General features: G+C 44.0%; 14 protein-coding genes. 7 read left to right on the top strand and 7 right to left on the bottom strand.

Going from position 1 to position 19,548, the window contains the following annotated elements:
- Nucleotides 1-169: 169 nt before the first annotated feature.
- Both lon and JFC10_RS03880 read left to right on the top strand, forming a co-directional pair.
- The gene (gene lon, locus JFC10_RS03875) at nucleotides 170-2,602 is read left to right on the top strand and encodes an endopeptidase La (protein WP_198331863.1); all 2,433 of its coding nucleotides are present in this window, start codon (nucleotides 170-172) and stop codon (nucleotides 2,600-2,602) included.
- A 302-nt stretch (nucleotides 2,603-2,904) separates the two neighbouring features.
- Nucleotides 2,905-3,462: a superoxide dismutase family protein gene (locus tag JFC10_RS03880; RefSeq protein ID WP_198331749.1), complete on the top strand. Its 558-nt coding sequence runs from the start codon at nucleotides 2,905-2,907 to the stop codon at nucleotides 3,460-3,462.
- 155 nt (nucleotides 3,463-3,617) lie between these two features.
- Here JFC10_RS03880 and topA read toward each other — a convergent pair whose 3' ends face one another.
- On the bottom strand, nucleotides 3,618-6,284 hold the full coding sequence (topA, locus tag JFC10_RS03885) for a type I DNA topoisomerase (RefSeq protein ID WP_406947320.1): 2,667 nt from the start codon (nucleotides 6,282-6,284) through the stop codon (nucleotides 3,618-3,620).
- A gap of 288 nt (nucleotides 6,285-6,572) precedes the next feature.
- Entirely contained in the window at nucleotides 6,573-7,169 is a 597-nt protein-coding gene (locus JFC10_RS03890) for a hypothetical protein (protein ID WP_198331751.1), read from the bottom strand.
- Between the two features lie 434 nt (nucleotides 7,170-7,603).
- On the opposite strand from JFC10_RS03890, the gene JFC10_RS03895 reads away from it, so the two are divergent.
- A complete protein-coding gene (locus JFC10_RS03895) occupies nucleotides 7,604-8,143 on the top strand; it encodes a DUF2799 domain-containing protein (protein ID WP_227685921.1) in 540 nt (179 codons plus the stop codon).
- Between the two features lie 294 nt (nucleotides 8,144-8,437).
- On the opposite strand, the gene JFC10_RS03900 is transcribed toward JFC10_RS03895, so the two are convergent.
- The 3 genes from JFC10_RS03900 to JFC10_RS03910 form a co-directional block, all read right to left on the bottom strand.
- Nucleotides 8,438-8,839 carry an ExbD/TolR family protein gene (locus JFC10_RS03900; RefSeq protein ID WP_045444454.1) on the bottom strand — a complete coding sequence of 134 codons (402 nt, stop codon included), beginning with the start codon at nucleotides 8,837-8,839 and terminating at the stop codon, nucleotides 8,438-8,440.
- A gap of 81 nt (nucleotides 8,840-8,920) precedes the next feature.
- Nucleotides 8,921-9,613, bottom strand: a complete 693-nt coding sequence (locus tag JFC10_RS03905) for a MotA/TolQ/ExbB proton channel family protein (protein ID WP_198331752.1) — start codon at nucleotides 9,611-9,613, stop codon at nucleotides 8,921-8,923.
- Nucleotides 9,614-9,730: 117 nt separating this feature from the next.
- Nucleotides 9,731-10,714 (bottom strand): energy transducer TonB, encoded by a 984-nt coding sequence (locus tag JFC10_RS03910; protein WP_198331753.1) that lies wholly within the window; start codon nucleotides 10,712-10,714, stop codon nucleotides 9,731-9,733.
- Nucleotides 10,715-11,219: 505 nt separating this feature from the next.
- On the opposite strand from JFC10_RS03910, the gene JFC10_RS03915 reads away from it, so the two are divergent.
- From JFC10_RS03915 to JFC10_RS03930, 4 genes are all read left to right on the top strand, one after another.
- Nucleotides 11,220-12,269, top strand: coding sequence for a siderophore ABC transporter substrate-binding protein (locus tag JFC10_RS03915; protein WP_198331754.1), 1,050 nt, complete (start codon nucleotides 11,220-11,222; stop codon nucleotides 12,267-12,269).
- A gap of 101 nt (nucleotides 12,270-12,370) precedes the next feature.
- Nucleotides 12,371-13,471: an ABC transporter permease gene (locus JFC10_RS03920; RefSeq protein WP_265089976.1), complete on the top strand. Its 1,101-nt coding sequence runs from the start codon at nucleotides 12,371-12,373 to the stop codon at nucleotides 13,469-13,471.
- Between the two features lie 115 nt (nucleotides 13,472-13,586).
- Nucleotides 13,587-14,651: an iron chelate uptake ABC transporter family permease subunit gene (locus JFC10_RS03925; protein ID WP_198331755.1), complete on the top strand. Its 1,065-nt coding sequence runs from the start codon at nucleotides 13,587-13,589 to the stop codon at nucleotides 14,649-14,651.
- A gap of 100 nt (nucleotides 14,652-14,751) precedes the next feature.
- Nucleotides 14,752-15,510: an iron ABC transporter ATP-binding protein gene (locus tag JFC10_RS03930; protein WP_198331756.1), complete on the top strand. Its 759-nt coding sequence runs from the start codon at nucleotides 14,752-14,754 to the stop codon at nucleotides 15,508-15,510.
- A 126-nt stretch (nucleotides 15,511-15,636) separates the two neighbouring features.
- Here JFC10_RS03930 and JFC10_RS03935 read toward each other — a convergent pair whose 3' ends face one another.
- Both JFC10_RS03935 and JFC10_RS03940 read right to left on the bottom strand, forming a co-directional pair.
- Entirely contained in the window at nucleotides 15,637-16,965 is a 1,329-nt protein-coding gene (locus JFC10_RS03935) for a PepSY-associated TM helix domain-containing protein (protein WP_198331757.1), read from the bottom strand.
- A gap of 145 nt (nucleotides 16,966-17,110) precedes the next feature.
- Nucleotides 17,111-19,207, bottom strand: coding sequence for a TonB-dependent receptor domain-containing protein (locus JFC10_RS03940; protein ID WP_198331758.1), 2,097 nt, complete (start codon nucleotides 19,205-19,207; stop codon nucleotides 17,111-17,113).
- Between the last annotated feature and the right edge of the window lie 341 nt (nucleotides 19,208-19,548).

The following is a 19,548-nucleotide window of genomic DNA, read 5'->3' on the forward strand; positions in this document are numbered from 1 at the left end:
AGACAATATCGACATCGATGTCGACGTTTCATCTACTGTTGCTGATGATCAAGAGCGAGACAGCACGCTTGACAATACGACAGATGATGTAGCTGTAACAGCTGATCGCGTTGAAGATGGTGATGACAAGGACAGCACTGTTGAAGACGATGACGCGAAAGACGATAGTATAAAAGGTGACGGTACAGAAAACTATTTACCACTACTAGCATTGCGCGATGTTGTCGTTTATCCGCACATGCAGATTGCTTTGTTCGTCGGTCGTGAGCCATCGGTAAAAGCCGTTGAATTGGCACAGGCTGAGTACGGCAATAAAGTATTGGTCGTGGCACAAAAAGACTCGCTGACCGAAGATATCGATCAAGATAACTTGTATCAATATGGCACCGTGTGCCGCATTGTCAGCACCATGCCGCATGATAGTGATGAAAACTGCATCAAAGTATTGATCGAAGGTCAATATCGTGCGCGTGTCGATAACATAGAAAATCATGATGACTTATTGATGGCGAGATTTGAGCGTGCTGATCTCGATGTCAGTATGGATGAGAGCCAACAGAAAAACACGATTCAAGCATTAACCACATTGTTTGAAAGCTATGCGGATGCGCGTCTGCGTAATGCTCGTGAGCTGACTCGTGTGGCGAAGCGCATTGATGATTTGCTTGAACTAGTTTATTTCATCTCGACCCGTGTGTCGATGGATTTAGATATTAAGCAATCATTCTTAGAAAATGACGACCTCAAAACCCATATCAATACCTTAACCGAATATTTGGTGAAGCAGAGCGCTGAACAAAACATCGAGCAAGATATCCAAGAAGCTGTCCGTCAGCAAATGGAAGACAATCAGCGCGAATACTTCTTAAATGAGAAGATGAAAGCCATTAAAAATGAGCTGTCAGATATGAATGACGGCGCATTTGATGGCGAAGATGATGTGGCTGAGCTAGAGCAGCGTTTAGAAGATGCTGACTTGCCTGAAGATGTGCGCAAAAAAGCGGATCAAGAGCTGAAAAAGCTCAAAATGATGCCGCCAGCCTCAAGTGAATCTTCAGTCGTGCGCAACTATATTGAATGGATTTTGGACACGCCGTGGAATGCGACGACCAAAGTCTCGATCAATTTAGACAAAGCTAAAACGGTGTTAGACGAAGATCATTATGGCTTACAAGATGTAAAAGACCGCATCTTAGAGTATCTCGCCGTACAATCACGAGTGAAAAAACTCCGTGGTCCGATTCTTTGTTTAGTCGGTCCTCCGGGTGTTGGTAAAACTTCATTAGGTGAATCGATTGCGCGTGCAACGGGTCGTAAGTTTGTGCGTATGGCACTTGGCGGCGTGCGTGATGAAGCAGAGATTCGTGGTCATCGCCGTACTTATATCGGTGCGATGCCGGGTAAAATTGTCCAATCACTGGCCAAAGTTGAAGTTAAAAACCCGCTATTCTTATTGGATGAAGTCGATAAGATGGCGCAAGACTTCCGCGGTGATCCAGCATCAGCATTGCTTGAAGTACTGGATCCATCACAGAACGATACCTTTAACGACCATTATTTAGACATGGACTTAGATCTGTCGCAAGTGATGTTTATCTGTACTGCTAACAGCATGGATATTCCACCTGCGCTGCTTGACCGTATGGAAGTCATTCGTCTACCGGGTTATACCGAAGAAGAAAAGGTCAACATCGCGCAGAAATACTTAGTACCAAAAGCCATTAAAAATAACGGTCTCAAAGAAGGTGAAATTGAGATTGTCGAAGCGGCGCTACATAGTATCGTGCGTAGTTATACACGGGAAGCTGGTGTGCGTAACCTTGAGCGTGAAGTCAATAAAATCTGCCGTAAAGTGGTTCGCGGTTCGGTTGAAACACATGGCGCGCGTGCTCCGAAAAAAGCAGAGCGTCAGCTAATCGTGGTCGATGACAAAAACATCGATGACTATCTAGGTGTACATCAGTATGACTACGGTCTGGCGGAAGAAGAGCCTGAGATTGGTCGTATTACTGGTCTTGCATGGACACAGGTCGGTGGTGAGTTATTGACCATCGAAGCGGTGGCGATGAAAGGTAAAGGTGAGCTTAGCTTTACAGGTTCACTCGGCGATGTGATGAAAGAGTCGATTCGTGCGGCGATGAGTGTGGTACGTGCTCGCGGTGATAGCTTAGGTATCGATTACGAAACCTTTAAAACCACGGACGTCCATGTACACATGCCAGAAGGCGCGACCCCGAAAGATGGTCCATCTGCTGGTGGTGCATTGACCACAGCGCTTGTATCTGCATTGACTGGTATCGCGATTCGTCCAGATATCGCCATGACAGGTGAGATTACCTTACGCGGTAAAATCCTGCGTATCGGTGGTCTTAAAGAGAAGCTACTTGCGGCTCATCGTGGCGGTATCAAGCACGTCTTGATCCCAGCGACCAACGAGCGTGATTTGGCCGATATCCCTGATAACGTTAAAGCAGGCTTAACCATTCAGCCAGTTGCGACGATTGATGAGATATTAAAAGTTGCTTTGGTCAGTATGCCAACGCCGCTTAAACCTGCAAAAGTAACGGTCGATAAAACCTCAAGCAAAGCATTGCATAATTAATTGAACATTGATTAAGCCATTCCTATAGATTAAAGAGCCGCTCATCGTAATGATGGGCGGCGTTTTTGTATAAGGCTTATTCATTTTTTCAAATTATCCCTCCTATTTCTAATAAACCTTTCACCATGCTAGCTCTGTAATTATAAGTCGTGACTAAGTTACTTTACTTTTTAAACCCATACGATACTTACATTTATTAACCGATTGTTGCGCATTTGATGAATATCTGCTGATACGGCTTAGTTATACTAATGACGAGATTGAGAAAACTCGATAAATTTCAAATATAAATGGAGATAATAATGAATAAGATGATACTTGCAGGCACTTTACTATGTGGTTCAGCGTTAGCGATGACAGGCTGTCAGACAGTAGAAGGTCAAATGCAAACTGGTAATCCTCTTAGCCAACCCGCCCTAAAATCCACTATCCATTCGGTCGATGGTAAAAAGATGGAAGTAGGACAAATATTTTTACGTCCAGTCGATGGCGGTGTGCAAGTTTACGGTAAGCTAATGAATTTGCAACCGGGCAAGACGGTATCACTCCATATCCATGAAACAGGCAGCTGTGCTGATATGGGTAAAGCAGCAGGTGGTCACTTTAATCCAGACAATAAGCCTCACTCTAATCCTGATGATATGAACGGTCATGCTGGCGATTTGCCGAACCTGACCGCCAATGCAGATGGCGTGGCTACTATTAACTATGTGAATAAGAAAATCTCTGTCGCTGATGCAGGTAAATATAGTGTTAATCGTCTCGCCTTTATCGTGCATGGCGGTGTTGACGACTATACTAGCCAACCAGCTGGTAATGCAGGCGATCGAGTTGCCTGCGGTATCATCGAAAAGAACTAATATCATCTGAATTTAGCTATTCTTGATAGCACAAAAAAACCTCTTAGATTCTAAGAGGTTTTTTATTGTTTAAAAATTTATAGCTTAAAACAATATTGGTGATACAGAAGTTCATATATTAACAATCAATCACCAATATAAAAAGCAAAGGAGACTTACTCCTCTACCCACTCGCCGTTACGCCAATATACACCCCAACGCGTGGCCTTACCATTTTTCTCAGAGCCAATATACTGCTCTTTCTTCTTACGTGACCAGCGTAGAATGGTTGGATTGCCATCTGGATCTTCATCTGGACCTTCAAACAGATACTGGAATTTATCTTCCATTTTATCTTTGATTTCGCGGAGCTCAGCCAGCTTTGGTGCACGTGTCTCGCGTACTTTCGGGAATTTAGACGCCGCCAAGAACATCCCAGCCGCCCCTTCACGCAAGATAAAGTAATCATCGTGCTTGGTTGATTTCAGCTCTGGCAGATGAATAGGATCCATGCGCGGCGGTGCTGCTTCACCCGTTTTTAACACTTTACGCGTGTTATCACATTGCTGACAAGCGAAGTAAGGACCAAAACGCCCCGTCTTTAGCTCCATTTGCCCATCGCATTTATTACAGTCGATGGTTGGGGCATCTGAACCCGGTACTTCAAACTTCCCTTCTTCTAAGATATAGCCGTCACAATCGGGATTATTACCACAAATATGTAGCTTGAGACCACCATCGACGATATAACCGTTCATGGCAGTGCTGCATTTCGGACAACGCTTTTTCTCCATCAAATCTTTAACTTCTGCCGCTTCATCGGCGGCATCGCTTTCATCAAGATTGGCAAAAGCCTCAACTGGCATTAAGTTCTTAGTACCTTTGCAGCGCTCTTTTGGCGGCAAATTATAGCCAGTACAACCTAAGAATACGCCTGTTGAGCCAGTACGCAGTTGCATTGGACGATCGCAAAGATCGCAATGCACGTCGGGCACGTCAGTTGGATCATTTGGGCGCATACCATCTTTTTCTTTGGCACGATCAAGCGTCGTTTTGAAGTCGCCATAGAAATTATCGAGGACATCTTTCCAATCTGTATCGCCTTCTGCCACATGGTCAAGCTTGTCTTCTAGCGCGGCGGTAAAGGTATAATCCATCAAATCAGGAAAGCTTGCAGTCAGTCTGTCGGTGACAATATCACCCATTTTTTCAGCAAACAGGCGCTTGTTCTCAAGCTTCACATAGCCACGATCTTGAATGGTCGAGATGATAGAAGCGTAAGTCGATGGACGACCGATGCCTTTTTTCTCAAGCTCTTTAACCAAACTTGCCTCGGTATAGCGCGGAGGCGGCTTGGTGAAATGCTGACTCGGATCGAGCTTATCTAGTATTAATTGATCGCCTTTTTTCACATCCGGTAACAAGGTATCGTCAGTTTTTGCCGGCGGCATAACCTTAGTATAACCATCAAATACTAACGTACGACCGCGGGCTTTTAGCTCAACATCATTAGCACCTACGAATAGATTCACTGACAGATATTTTGCTGGCAGCATCTGACAAGCGACAAACTGACGCCAAATCAGCTCGTACAGGCGGATTGCATCACGCTCAACCCCTTTAAGCTGCGTTGATTTCATATTGACGTTAGAAGGACGAATCGCCTCATGCGCTTCTTGTGCACCTTGTTTATTACCATAGAAGTTAGGCTTTTCTGGCACGTATTTTGCGCCATAGCTGTCTTCGATATAGCCACGTACGGCAGCAAGTGCATCACCAGATAAGAAAGTCGAGTCGGTACGCATATAAGTAATGTGACCCGCTTCGTATAAGCGCTGTGCCAAAATCATGGTCTTTTTAACTGAAAAGCCCAGTCGCGTGCTGGCTGCTTGCTGCAATGTCGAGGTGATAAATGGCGCACTCGGACGCGATTGCGTTGGCTTCTCTTCACGCTCTTTGACGATAAAGTCACTTGAGTTAAGAACTTCTAAAACTTTATCTGTCTGTTCTTTATTTACCAGCTTAAGCGTCTTGCCGCCTTGCTTGGTCGCTTCTAAGCGAATCGCAATTTGCTCAGCGTCCTTTTTGCTACTGGCAACGTGAGTATCAGCATGAATCTGCCAATACTCTTCTGGGATAAAGGCGCGAATTTCATGTTCTCTTTCTACGACCAAACGCATAGCAACGGACTGGACGCGACCTGCAGACAGACCGCGAGCGACTTTTTGCCACAGCAGCGGCGATACCATAAAGCCAACGACACGGTCTAAAAAGCGCCGCGCTTGTTGGGCATTGACACGATCGATATCAAGTTTGGAGGGCTGCTTAAAGGCATTTTGAATAGCCGATTTGGTAATCTCGTTAAAAACCACACGCTCATATTTACTGTCTGCGCCACCGATGACTTCTTTAAGATGCCACGCAATCGCTTCCCCTTCTCTATCCATATCCGTTGCCAGATAGATTTTGTCAGCGTCTTTGGCTAAAGCTTTCAGCTCTTTAATCACTTTGGTTTTATTTGGCAATACTTCATAAACTGCTGCCCAGTCATGTTCTGGATCGATGCCCATGCGCCGTACCAATGCTTGCTGGGTTTTTTCTTCTTTGCTTAGACTGTCATCTTTTTTAGTCGTTGTTGGTTTTTTTGCACTTTTGCTTGCGCCAACCGGTAGATCACGGACATGACCAATACTGGAGCGTACGATAAAGTCATCGCCAAGGTATTTATTGATTGTTTTTGCCTTGGCAGGTGATTCTACAATCACCAAAGACTTGCCCTTTGGACTGCCTTCGGGATTGCCAGCAGTCGGTGCTGGACTTTTTTTGGTTGCGGTTTTTGCCATATGTGACGACACCATTATTATATGAGTAAATTAAAAGTAAGAATAAATACAGCAGCATGGCAATTTATAATTGTGAGTTATAGTAGCGCGGTGAATCATTATAGTAATAGCTGCTTAAAAAAACGTTTATAAAACAAACAATAACCATAAGATAAAGAGTCAGTTATAAAGACGTTACACTGCTAAGCGTTACACTGTCAACTGTAAATGACTGAGAGTTTGCCAAAAGTTCTTGCATATTGCTTATTAATGGAGATTAAAAAATTATTTTCTACCTTGTAGCTATTTTTATAGGCGCTTTTGCATCTCTGACGCCCATTGTTCAAGCTGTTTTTTGAGCACCAACAAATCTGCTTCAATCAATTTTTGCTGATAGGCGGGATTGGATGAAGGACGCACATAAGCGATATCTTCCCAATAAATCACGATACTATTGGCCTTAGTCAGCAAACCTTTGACAAATGGCTCAATACTGACTGGCAAATCTAGCGGTGCTTTATCCAAGCTAAAATTGGTCTTCTTGATAATCGTATTATTAGTGCTGTTATTAGCACGAATGGCGCTTGGAATCGTGAGCTTAACATCATCTCTGGTGGTATCGACAAAACTACTATCTGGTCGCCATTGCCCATCAATCACTTGATAGCGCGTGTGCGGCAGCTGCACATCATCTAACACTAAACAGTATTGACCTAACATTCCACGCCCATATTCGTTGTCTTTACCTTTGATCCAATCAGGACAACTCACCAGCTTTGGATTCAATTGCAAACGACGCGCGGTCATGCGCAGCTTATCCAAACGCTGATCGATACCGTTAGGTTTGAGCGCCATCATACTCCCTAATACAAATAGTACAATGATAACGCCAACGAATGTTCCCATGATGGTCCGGCCTTTTGGATAAATGAAAATGCGACTAAAAAATAAAACTGCCACTATTTATACAACACGCTACAATAAAGATAGCGATTGCCTAGTTAACTATAAAAAAGTAATCGTTGATTGTTTGAACCGTAACTTTTAACCAGTAATTTTCTAACCAGTAGCATCCTGACAAGCGACTGTTTAACAAATGATTGTCTGAATACTGGCTACTATATAGATGCTTATAATGAGCACGAACCATTAAAAATCAAGCATGCTAAGTTGACAACCATTAACCACTCACGCTTTCGAATCTTGATGATTCAGCTATATGTGCTAACAGATCAAACACTTAGCTCGAATAAAAACCAGCATAATAACAAGATACAAAAAGTTGTCAGCGTCAAAAAGTGCTATGATAAACCATAATTTTAAACGCGCGCAGGTTTATTATGAATTATCTTCTTAAGCGAAACTCATCGACCGCTTCACCAGCGAGTAAATGCGTCCATAAACTCATGAGTAAAACTGGGATTACCCTCTCGCTAGTAGGCGCTGCCTTATTGACCTTATCAGGCTGTGCAACGACGCAAAGTCTCACCCCGCAGCAATGTCAGGAAAGCAATTGGCAAGAAGTCGGCTATGCTGATGGCTTGCAAGGGCGTTCAGGTGCTTATTTTGGTCATTATGCTGATAGCTGCGCAAAGGTAGGTGGTCCCATGCCCAACCGCATACAATGGGAGCAAGGGCGACAGCAAGGTCTCAAAAGCTACTGCACCGAGCTCAATGCTTATAAACTTGGTCGTGAAGGCTATGACTGGCAGCCTGTTTGTCCGCTCGAAGGCATCGAAAAGCTAGAAGAAGCTTACTCCCAAGGACGTTACTACTATATCCGCCAACGTGATCTCGATTATCTACGTTCGCCTTATCCGTTTGGCTATGGGCCTGGGCGCTTCGGTTACGGCTATCCCCCCTTTGGCTATGGCTGGTAGATGTTGAACTTGCTACAAGCTAACAGTACTTTACAATAGCCGCACTTTAGAATAACAGAGCTTTAGAACAAAAAATTGCTTGGAAATAAAGACACGATTTACAATAAAGGAAACCTCGCAAGGATACCCAAGCGAGGCAGGAGAAAAAGTTTATTATTTTAATTGTTCTTCTTATTATCTTAGCAATTTTTCTCTTAATAAGCTTATTGGTTTTGCTGGCAGACTTACTGCTATAGAGGATAGGACTGTCATTAAAGACAGCTGTTAATTAGGGCGTGCTCTCATTAGTAAAAGCTACTCATTAACAAAAGCTATCTTCGTAAGTCCTGCTTGACTGGCAGCCGCTAGTACTTGAGCGACAGTGTCGTACTTACTGTCTTTGTCAGCACGCAATTGTACAGAAGGGTCTTTACCTCCCGCACTTTGCTGTTGTAACCGTGCCTCTAGCTCCTCCATACTAATCGCGTCGCTGTCCCAAAATATCCCTGCATCTTTATCGATGCTAATTTGAATAGCCTCTGGTGGCGCCTCATTCAACGCAGCGCTGGTCTTCGGCAATTCCAATGGCACTGTCGGATTCAGTACGGTCGCCGTCAACAAAAATATAATCATTAATACCAGCATGATGTCGATAAGCGGAATCAGGTTCATCTCACTCATGCTTTGACTATCATCATCACCCAATTGAAATGCCATAATCACTCTCAATACATTTGGTTATTCGCAATACAGCTCGCTTGGCTATCGCCAACGGACTGTCTCATCAGTGGATAATCGTTAAGGCTGCGACGATGCTGCTGAACTATGATAATGAGTCGCTTTCTGAGCATCTGCTGTGTTTGAGTGCATACCCTTTGCTAACGGATCTTGGGCAACGGTTGCTTTGCTGTCTGTTAACGGCTGCTGGGTAACGACCATCTCGGCAGAACGTGCCAATAGGTCATGCGCTCTATCGTTGGCGTGATACATCACACGGCGATTGATACGCACTGCAAGGTTATAAAACACCACGGCTGGAATCGCCACGGCAATACCCAGCCCTGTCATGATAAGTGCCTCACCGACTGGCCCTGCCACTTGTCCCAAACCCGCTTGACCACTCACACCAATATTATGCAGCGCATGGAAAATACCCCATACCGTCCCAAACAAACCAATAAATGGCGCAATTGCTGCTGTCGTCCCAAGAATAGGTAAACCGCGCTCGCTGGCAAAACGGTAACGACCAATATGCTTGAGCAAAATCTGCTCAGTAACCAAACGGCGAGTAGAGGCATCTGCTGCTATCATCTCACCCTGTTTTACTTGAATCTGTTGACTCAAATCATCTGCAACATTGGCGGCCAATTTGCGGCTTTGTAGCACACGAATAATGCCAGTCACCCAAGAAAGTATAGATAAAGCAAGCAACAAAAAGAACAAAGTTTTTGTCACCATGTCGCTGATTTGCCAGTATTGCATAAAGTCCATGTCAGACTCCTTAGAGTATTGTTTCATTATCTAGTATCGCTGCGGCTAATAAATCTATGCATATGACAGCGAGGATATTAATATTTATATATACATGTTGAGTCAGAATATTTATGTTTAAGGAACCATATATTCGATCGGCAAGGTCGCATTGCCTACCACTGGCACACCAGCTTCGGTAAAGGGCTTAAACTTACCAGAGCTAGCTTGTTTTTTCGCAGCTTCGTCTAATAATTTATTACCAGAAGATTGAGCAACACGTACGTTATCAATTCCGCCCTGCTTATTTACTCGGAACACTAAAACAACAGTCAACTTATCACCTGACCTAGCTCTGCGTGCAGCACTAGCCGGAAAACTAAAATTCGGTCGTGACGCCCAATTGGCATTAGTGACTGTGAAATTCACAGGAGCATTACTGACGGCGGCCTGTGCTTTTGCAAGAGCAGCGGCTTCTTTTGCCTCAGCATCCGCCTGTGCACGAGCAGCAGCTTCTTTTGCAGCTTTTTCCTCTGCGGCAACTTTAGCAGCTTTGGCTTCACGTGCAGCTTGAGCATCACGGGCAGCTTGCGCCTGTGCATCACGAGTCGCTTGTGCGTCGCGAGCAGCTTGCGCCTGAGTTTTTTGAGCAGCTCTTTCAGCTCTTGCCGCAATGAGTTCACGTTGCTCATTTGCGACAGTTTCAGCAATTTTAGGATCGACCAGTGTCTCTTTTGGTTTATCTTCGGTCTCTTGTTTTTTCACTGGTACTTTAGGTGCTGCTTTAGGCTGAATTTTCGCTTCTGCCACTACTGGCTTTGTGGGCGTTTTTGGCTTAGGCTGTACTACGGCTTTAGGTTTCGGTAATTGTTGCTCTTCAACTGGAGGTCTCGGTTCCTCTTTAGCGACTGTTTTTACTTCTGCTATAGGTGCCGCAGTTTCTGCTGGTAATGATATAAACTCTATCTCGATAGGTGGCGTGTCTTTTTTTGGTTCAACTTTTATCTCAGGCGTCTTGATCGCCACCAATGCGACTGCCGTCAGCATGTGCAAGCCCACAACTATCATAATAGCCGTGAGTATCAGTTTGCGTGATGGCGCGTCTAAATCCGTTGAACTCATAACACCCTAATATTAATTAACCGAGGTAGAATGGCGTAGATAATAATGCAAACGATAATTATTATCAATAATAAATTTATAATAATTTTGCTTAGCAGGCAAATGATAAGTCAATCATTTACCGTTATTTAAAAAGCAAAACCTACTTAGCCATTCAATCAGCCTTTCTCGAATATCGCTCAGACTTATTGAGTTAAGGCGGTAACAACTTGTGAAAACAGTGTCGTAATAAAAATCATTATCATTTGTATTGATAATGAGTCTCAATTAATCTATCATAGCCCCTGATCGATTATTCATCTTATAAGGTTACAAGATATTAGGGCGTGTTAAACGTCTTAATACCTAAGCGTAAAAACAACCAATAAAAGAACCTTAACGTTAAAAGTAATCACGTCGAGCATTGCATGGTGTGAAGCATCACACCATGCAAGCTCTTTTTATTTTTATATGGTCAATTATTTTATACATACTTTGCCCAACCAACTGATATACAGAGTTATTTATGTCTATTACTTTATTGCCTAACCGCCCTGCTCCTTTTTTCAAACGCTCTTTACTGACTGCCATGATGACCGCACTGGTTGCTACTATCAGTGTGACAGGTTGCAGCTCACCTGAGTCTAACGACTCTGAGCCTGCGGATGCTAAAACTGAAAATAAAACGGCAGATAATGCCTCGAATGTCGCCAATAACGATGCTGTCTCTGTTGAGAAAGTCACGGTCGACACAGTAAAAGGCAATGTCGATTTGGCAATGAATCCATCGCCGTTGGTGGTCTATGATATGACTTTGATGCAGGATTTGGCCGCGCTTGATGTTGCTATCGATGGCATGCCAGGTAGTCTAAAATTAGAAAATTTACAGTCTAAGACACAGCCTGAACCAAAAACAGTCGGCACCATATTTGAGCCAGATCTTGAAGCGTTGAACGCGATGCAGCCGCAAGCTATCTTGATCGGTGGACGCATGGCAGAAAAATATGATGCGCTGTCCAGTATTGCGCCAACGCTTGATATGTCGATTGATACTGCAAATATCTATGAATCTAGTAAGCAGCGTTTGCATGATTTGGGTGCATTGTTCGGTAAAAGTGCTCAGGCAGCAAAACTGCAAGGCAATATCGACGGGCTCATTGATGAGACTAAAACATTAACCAAGGATAAAGGTAAGGGCTTAATGGTCATGGTCAATGGCAATAAGCTGTCTGCCTACGGCGACCAATCACGCTTCGGTTTTATCCATACCGTGCTTGATATTCCAATGGCAGATGACCAAATCGCCGACTCGAGCCACGGTCAGCCAATCTCATTTGAATACCTACAAAAAACCAATCCAGACTGGCTATTCGTCATCGATCGCAGTGCAGCCATTGGTGCAGATGGTGCTGGTGCCAAAGCCGTATTGGACAATCCATTGGTCGCACAAACCAACGCTTGGAGTAAGAACCAAGTGGTTTACCTTAGCCCAGACTCATATCTTGCTTTTGGCGGTTATTATCAGTGGATGCAGGATTTAACGACCATTAAAGAGGCTTTTGCTAACGCTAAATAAATAATGCGTTAAATAAGTAATATGCTAAACAAGCATCATTCATTTTTAGGCAACTGTCATGACTGTCAGTTGCCAACCCTCACTTTAAGTCAGTAGCTGCTATGTCGTTATTTTCCTCTCGTGCGCAGACCAGCGTCAAAGCCCGTCCTACTTTACCAGCCGCATCAACAAGCTGGCAAAAAAGCGCAAGCCATGATCTGAGCGCTAAAAATAGCCGTGCACCTATAGCGCCGTGGGTCATTAACACGGGAAGTCTTATTGTTATGGGGCTTTTGGTGTTATTAAGCTTATCAATTGGTGTCGCTGATTTTTCGTGGTCAGGTATCTTTCATAGCCTTATCAACCATAGTGCCAACTCCGATAGCTCACTGCTACTGGTCAGTCGCCTACCACGTACTGTCGCTATTATCTTGACGGGTATCGCCATGGCAGTCGCTGGGATGATTATTCAAGTGGTGCTCAAAAACCGCTTCGTTGAACCATCAATGGTCGGTGCAACTCAAAGCGCCGCACTGGGATTATTGGTGGTTAGCCTGCTATTTCCAGCCAGTGCGCTCATAGTAAAAATGGGTGTGGCTACCATCGCAGCGGTATTTGGCATGATGCTCTTTATGCTACTGATTCACCGCATTCCGCCGACGGATTTTTTGATGATCCCACTGATTGGTATCGTCTTCGGCGGTATCATTGAGGCGGTGACGACGTTTATCGCCTATCAAACTGAGACCTTACAGATGCTCAGCGTTTGGCAGTTTGGTGATTTCTCCGCTGTATTAGCAGGTCGTTATGAGCTGTTGTGGCTGACAGGTGGACTGTGCGTGCTGGCGTATATCATTGCTGATAAGCTGACCATCGTCGGTTTGGGTGACAATATCGCGCTCAATTTAGGCATCAGCAAACGACAAGTGACGTGGATTGGCGTTGGCATGGTGGCGATGATGAGTGCGGTTGTCGTTGTCACCGTTGGGATGATTCCTTTTGTTGGTTTGGTCGTGCCTAATATTGTTAGCCGATTGATGGGGGATAAATTGCGCCGTAGCTTACCAGCGGTCGCATTATTGGGCGCTTCAGCGGTGCTATTGTGCGATATTATTGGCCGCTCGATACGCTATCCATTTGAAATCCCTGTTGCGACAGTTTTTGGGGTGGTCGGTACGGTACTGTTTTTATGGCTGCTATTACGTGCGCCTGCTGAGCAATAAAACAGCTCGCCATAAAACTGTGTATTAATGAAGACTCAATAAGCCTCTTTGCCGCTTCTCTTTCTTTTATTGTTTTTTTTCTGATTAGATAAGCCTAGCACTATAGGATTTACGCATGCTTTCACCGTCTAAGCTTACTTCCACAAAGACTGGTGCTACGAAAACTAGCACAGCGATAGATAGTCCATATTCCACCTCTGCTATTCAGAGTCAGCTAGCAAAATTTTGGGCATTGATAGCCCGTCATCCAAAATCGATGGCAGCGATTATATTGCTGATCTCGACAATCCTATTTTTGACAGTCAACGTCAACGGACATTGGGACTTTGCGCTACCGCTGCGAGGTAAGAAGTTACTGGCGTTAATGGTCGTCGGTTATGCGATTGGTGTATCGACTTTATTGTTTCAGACTTTGACGCACAACCCTATCCTGACGCCATCACTGTTGGGTTTTGACTCGCTATATGTTTTATTACAAAGCCTGTTGGTCTTCTTTTTGGGCGCAATAAGTTTTACCAGTATCAATCCTCTTGCCAAATTCACCCTTGAAATTGTTTTAATGTTCGGCGCCTCTTTACTATTATTTCGACTACTGTTTTCAAAAAGCAGTCAGGATTTGACGCGACTGATATTGGTGGGCGTTATCTTTGGGGTATTGTTTCGTAGCTTATCAGCCCTGATTGCCAGATTGATCAATCCTGATGATTTCGTCGTCGTGCAATCTGCCAGTTACGCGCAATTCAATACGGTCAATCCACAGCTACTTGGTATCAGCATTTTTATCTGTGCCATTAGCGCACTATTTATCTGGCGCTGGCGTTATCAATGTGACGTATTGATGCTTGGCAAATCACAAGCCATTAACCTTGGCATCAACTATCAACGTCTGGCATTTGGGTTATTAACCGTCATTGCGGTATTGGTCGCCACGGCAACTGCCTTGGTCGGTCCAGTGACCTTCTTTGGCTTATTAGTTTGTGCGCTAACCAATCGTATCGCTCGCCATATGTATCACAGCGAGCGCCTGATATTGGTCAGTTTGGTGGCGATGATTTGCTTGGTACTCGGTCAGACGATATTTGAGCAACTATTGGGCATGGCAGGGGTACTATCGGTGGTGATTGAATTGGCTGGTGGCTTGGTATTCTTAATATTGATTTTTATGACTCAGCGTCGTTAATACCGCACTTATTTAATAGTCATTGATCTAGTAGCCAATCATCTAAAAACCATTGATATAGTAGTAAAAAATTAGATCCTTTGTAAAAATAAGAACCATTATGATTAAACTCAATAATATCTCGCACCATATTGGCAAACAGCAAATTCTTCATGACATTACATTGTCATTACCAAGCGCACAAGTGATTGCCTTGATTGGTCCCAATGGCGCGGGTAAATCTACCTTATTTTCGGTCATGGCACGCTTGCAACCGCTACAGTCGGGACAGGTCAGTTTCGGCGAGCATGATATTGTTAGCTGTCATGCGCGAACCTTGTCCAAAACTGTTGCGATGCTTGGACAAGACAATCAAGTGCAAGGCCGACTGCGCGTGCATGAGCTGCTGATGTTTGGGCGCTACCCTTATCATCAAGGGCAACCAACTGCCGACGATCAGCAAAAAGTTCAAGAAATTATCGAACGCTTTGAGCTTGCACCATTAGCCGAGCGTTTTTTATCGACACTATCAGGTGGTCAGCGTCAGCGGGTGTTAATTGCGATGATTGTTTGCCAAGATACGCCGTATTTATTGCTCGATGAGCCGCTGAATAATTTGGATATGTACCATGCTGGTCGCCTAATGCGTGAGCTGCGCGAGTTAAGCCATACTCAGCAAAAAACCGTGGTCATCGTGCTGCACGATATCAATCAAGCCGCACAATTTGCCGATACAGTGGTCACCATGAAAGAAGGTCAGGTGACGGCTGTCGGCCAACCTGCAGAGGTCATCACCCAAGAAACTATGAAAGATCTGTATAACGTCGATGTTACCGTGCTCAGTCATCAAGGTCGCCCAGTGATTATCGATACGGTTTAAAGGCCGTTTTTTAGCAACCGTTTTTTAAATAACCGTCCTCTAAATACCTCTCTTTCACATATCTGCTTTTAAAGTGACGGTCGTTTTATACCGTCACTCTTTACCTGCACTAGACTGCCATCCACATCACTTCAATTTTTGTGCGGCTTTTAATCGACTTTGACGTCCTTTAACCCATAAATACACACCTGTGCCAGACAAGACCACCACGGCTAACCCAGTCAATGCTAAAAACATCTGATACAACAAATGACCTATGCCATGGCCGATATGTCCCATGTGTAGCGTTGCCATCCATTGGTCAGCTTGATTACCAAATGAGCTTTGATAACCAAAGTTGACACGCGCAACACGACCACTTTGGGCATCAACCGTGATAGAGGAAGCACCGCCTTTTTTGCCGATATCTTGATTGGTTTTAAAGCGCATTTGCCATTGATTATCCTCTTCTACCCAGCGTATGCCCAATAGCTGCTGTACGTTGACGCCATTTTTTTGCGCGGCTATCTCTGCCTCCCTGCTTAAATAAGCAATACTATTAGCCTTGTCTACCTTATTAGTACTGTTCATATTAGTGCCAATAGTAGTCGCTTCATCATTAATAGATTCCGTATTCATCGCAGGCTTCTTTTGTTTATCTCCTTTACTTTCTCTACCTTCAAGACCCACCATTGCTTGCATCACAGGCTGATATACCGATTTTAAATTAAAACCGACACTCGACCACGCAATGACAAACAGCATCAACCACAGCCATAAGCCAAATGCATGATGCAAGTCATAATTGAGTTTAAAAGCATTGGTTTTACGACGGATTTTCCAAGCAGGTAGCCAGCGCTTAAAAAATGAAGCGCGGGGTTTACCAGATGGTTTTCTCAATGCTGCTTGCTGAGATTTATTGGTAATAACCGCTCTTGGAAATGTTAAATAAAATCCGATAAAACAGTTAATCGTCCAAATTAAGGACACAATACCCAGTATTAATTTACCGATATCACCCAGCAATAAATCTCGGTGCAACCAGAATACCTTGTACATCGTATTGCGCCATGCCCACTCCTCTTTATCACGTGTACCGATGATTTCACTAGTAAAGGGATCGACATACACCTCTTGGAACGGGGCGTTAGGAGAATTATCTGCTGCCTGACCTCGCGTTCTATCTACCGAAAAAACTGCTGACTTGTTAGGCTCTACTGACGTTGGCATACTAGAAAATTGATACTGTGGATAGGCGCTGATAACAGCATCATGAAGTGTGGCGATCGGTAGTGGCGGCTTATGTTGCGCCTCAATACTTGCCAACCTATGATTGAACACATCATCCAGCTCATCATGAAACGCCAATAGTGTGCCCGTGATACCAGCAATGATCAAAAAGGCGGCCATCGCAAGCCCAGTATAACGATGAATCCATAAACAGCTCTGACGCAACGTAAGGGGAAATGAAGTCATTAGTCTTGATTGTTTATTCATTGGTTATTGGTATTTAAAAAAATTATGATTGCTAGCACATACTTCACTATTTACTGACCATAAAAAAGCCAGCTATCCTATACAGACAGCTGGCCCTTTCATCTATCATCAGGTGACAATAAGATTAGAACTGGTAAGTTAAAGACGTTTTGATGTTACGTCCCATTTCAAAATCCGTGTAATTGTCATCTAAAGCATTGTTACGTGAGGCATGACTGGCATAGGTTTCATCAAATAGGTTATATACTCCAAGTGTGGCTTTTAAGCCTTCAACTTGAGTCGGTGTATAGCTCATATAGATATCATGAACGTCGTAGTTTGGTTTTTTAACGTCATCGCCACCAGTGTTAGGCATGACTGAAGCAACATAAGTACTGCGCCAGCCAAGCTCGGTAGTCTCTGTTGGGGCATAACCAAGGTTGACCATGTACTTATCACCTGACTCAGAGCTACTACCGCTCACTGAAGAAATGTTATAGCCGGTTTCTTCGCCTTTACTGCGGGCGCGTGCATAGCTTAAACCCATGCTAAAGTTATCTGCTTTATAATCCGCTGCTAGCTCGACGCCTTTGATTTTATAATCTTCGTCTTTGTTAATCACACCCTGACAGCTGCCGCCCAACTCTCCTGTGGCACAATCTAAACCAACTCTACTACCACCTGCGCGTACAAACTCAATATAGTTTTCGATATTGGTTTCGAAGTATTTGGCACTCAGTTGTAGCGCATCATTGCTGGTCGTCAGATCGCGTAAAGTCGTAGTGATACCGACTTCGGCATTGTCACCTTCTTCTGCTTTTAGATTGCTATTCACAAAAGTGTCTTTGCCGTCAGCATTAAAGATGGCTTGGCTTAGATCTGGGCCATTGAACAACTGCGTATAACTGGCAAATACTTGCGTACGTGGTGCAATTTCATAGCTGGCAGCCAATGCACCAACGACGTTATCATACGTTTTTCCAGCAGAAACGAACTCTGGCGATTCATAACGGTCATAGCGAACGCCTGGCGTTAGGGTCAACTTACCCATTTGCCATTGGTCTTCTAGATATACTGATGTATTGGTCGCCTCATCCCTACTCGCTTTGGCGAAGTCTCGTGACATCTCGGACTCTTTTTTGTAATGCTCAACGCCAGCGATAAGCTTATGCGTGCCTGTAATGCCCTCGACGATGCTGCTATCAATCACGCTGGTATTTTGAACTTTAGCACCCGTAGTTTTCACCTGTGCATCAAACTCAAAGCCAGGCTCGCCATCAGAGTTACGTAAGATTTGTGTTTCGGATTGATAAACGTTGCTATCAACATCGATTAAGCGGTTACTTGGGTTATAAGTATAATCAAGCACATAAGTATCGCGTTTTACTTCCTGTGGAATGATTGGGTTCCAGCTATCAGGACCTGGGGTTGCTGGAAAGTCTGGACGTAGTGGGAACTTGCCTTTGTTTTCAGTACGGCTAAAGCTAGCGCCTACATGATGGTCGTCAGTAATATAAGCGCTCGCTTTTAATAAGATATTTTCGCCTTTGCTATCTTGGGTTTGAATCTCACGACCCTTACCATCTTCGCCCGCATTCGCATCACGCTTGCCATAATACGCTAGTAAATCAACGTTTTCTGTCGGTGCGCCATAAACCGTGGCTGAGGTTAATAATTCATCATTGTTGCTGCCATAACCTGCATGCAGTTTGGCACCGATTTTTTGACCTGGTTTGAGCAAATCTGCTGCATCAACGGTTTCAAAAGCAACTGCGCCGCCGATTGCGTCGTTACCCAGCGTCACCGAATTATTACCAACCGCAACCTCGACTTGTTTTAACAAATCTGGGTCGATCGTAACGTCGCCCATGTGATAAAACAAAGCGCCTTCTTGACGCGCCCCATCAATCGTGACTTTTAGGTTGGTATCATCTAGTCCACGTACTCGTACACGCTGATTGACAGAGGATGTGCCACCGACACTAACCCCTGGTATGACGTCTAAAAAATCGCTTAAGTGGCTTGCTTGTGCGGCAGGTGTATAGTCATCTATGTAAACAGAATCTGTTTGCACCTTATCACGTATTGAGCCATTGGCTGTCACCGTAATAGTCTGCAACGTGGTGCTTGGCATGTCTTCTGCAGGCGCAGCACTAGCCGCTTGTGACCATAATACCGCTGCCACGCCCATGGACAATACCGTCATTTGACCAGATAGTTTTGATAACTTTACTTCACGCATAACACACTCACTTTATTGACTATCAAAAATTAGAATTTTTAAGAGCTATTTGCTTTTGATAACAGCTTATTATTGAAAACCATTTTTTAGACGATTAGAGTCTTGACAAAGCCTAAAATTTTATACGAATAACAATACTAATGATAATTGTTAGCATTTAAATAACGAGGGGCATAATAACGAAGTATTAACAATTTGGCAATAATTAATGCGAGAAGCTTAATATTGAAAAATAGCTCTAAATCTAGCTGGCTTATTCTGTTTTATTACTTGCTGTTTTTAGATAAATAGAAATAGCTATCAAACCAAATCTGCTGCGCTATGTTCTTCTAATAGACCGT

It is taken from the genome of Psychrobacter aquimaris, assembly GCF_016107525.1.
GTDB lineage: Bacteria > Pseudomonadota > Gammaproteobacteria > Pseudomonadales > Moraxellaceae > Psychrobacter > Psychrobacter aquimaris.

Bases quoted from the DNA above. Each gene is read 5' to 3' on its own strand.
- JFC10_RS03900 (WP_045444454.1), bottom strand. From the start codon at position 8,839: ATGGCATTTCAATTGGGTGATGATGATAGTCAAAGCATGAGTGAGATG.
- JFC10_RS03935 (WP_198331757.1), bottom strand. From the start codon at position 16,965: ATGACTTCATTTCCCCTTACGTTGCGTCAGAGCTGTTTATGGATTCAT.
- JFC10_RS03925 (WP_198331755.1), top strand. From the start codon at position 13,587: ATGCTTTCACCGTCTAAGCTTACTTCCACAAAGACTGGTGCTACGAAA.
- JFC10_RS03905 (WP_198331752.1), bottom strand. From the start codon at position 9,613: ATGGACTTTATGCAATACTGGCAAATCAGCGACATGGTGACAAAAACT.
- JFC10_RS03930 (WP_198331756.1), top strand. From the start codon at position 14,752: ATGATTAAACTCAATAATATCTCGCACCATATTGGCAAACAGCAAATT.
- JFC10_RS03920 (WP_265089976.1), top strand. From the start codon at position 12,371: ATGTCGTTATTTTCCTCTCGTGCGCAGACCAGCGTCAAAGCCCGTCCT.
- JFC10_RS03880 (WP_198331749.1), top strand. From the start codon at position 2,905: ATGAATAAGATGATACTTGCAGGCACTTTACTATGTGGTTCAGCGTTA.
- JFC10_RS03910 (WP_198331753.1), bottom strand. From the start codon at position 10,714: ATGAGTTCAACGGATTTAGACGCGCCATCACGCAAACTGATACTCACG.
- JFC10_RS03915 (WP_198331754.1), top strand. From the start codon at position 11,220: ATGTCTATTACTTTATTGCCTAACCGCCCTGCTCCTTTTTTCAAACGC.
- topA (WP_406947320.1), bottom strand. From the start codon at position 6,284: ATGGCAAAAACCGCAACCAAAAAAAGTCCAGCACCGACTGCTGGCAAT.
- JFC10_RS03895 (WP_227685921.1), top strand. From the start codon at position 7,604: ATGAATTATCTTCTTAAGCGAAACTCATCGACCGCTTCACCAGCGAGT.
- JFC10_RS03890 (WP_198331751.1), bottom strand. From the start codon at position 7,169: ATGGGAACATTCGTTGGCGTTATCATTGTACTATTTGTATTAGGGAGT.
- JFC10_RS03940 (WP_198331758.1), bottom strand. From the start codon at position 19,207: ATGCGTGAAGTAAAGTTATCAAAACTATCTGGTCAAATGACGGTATTG.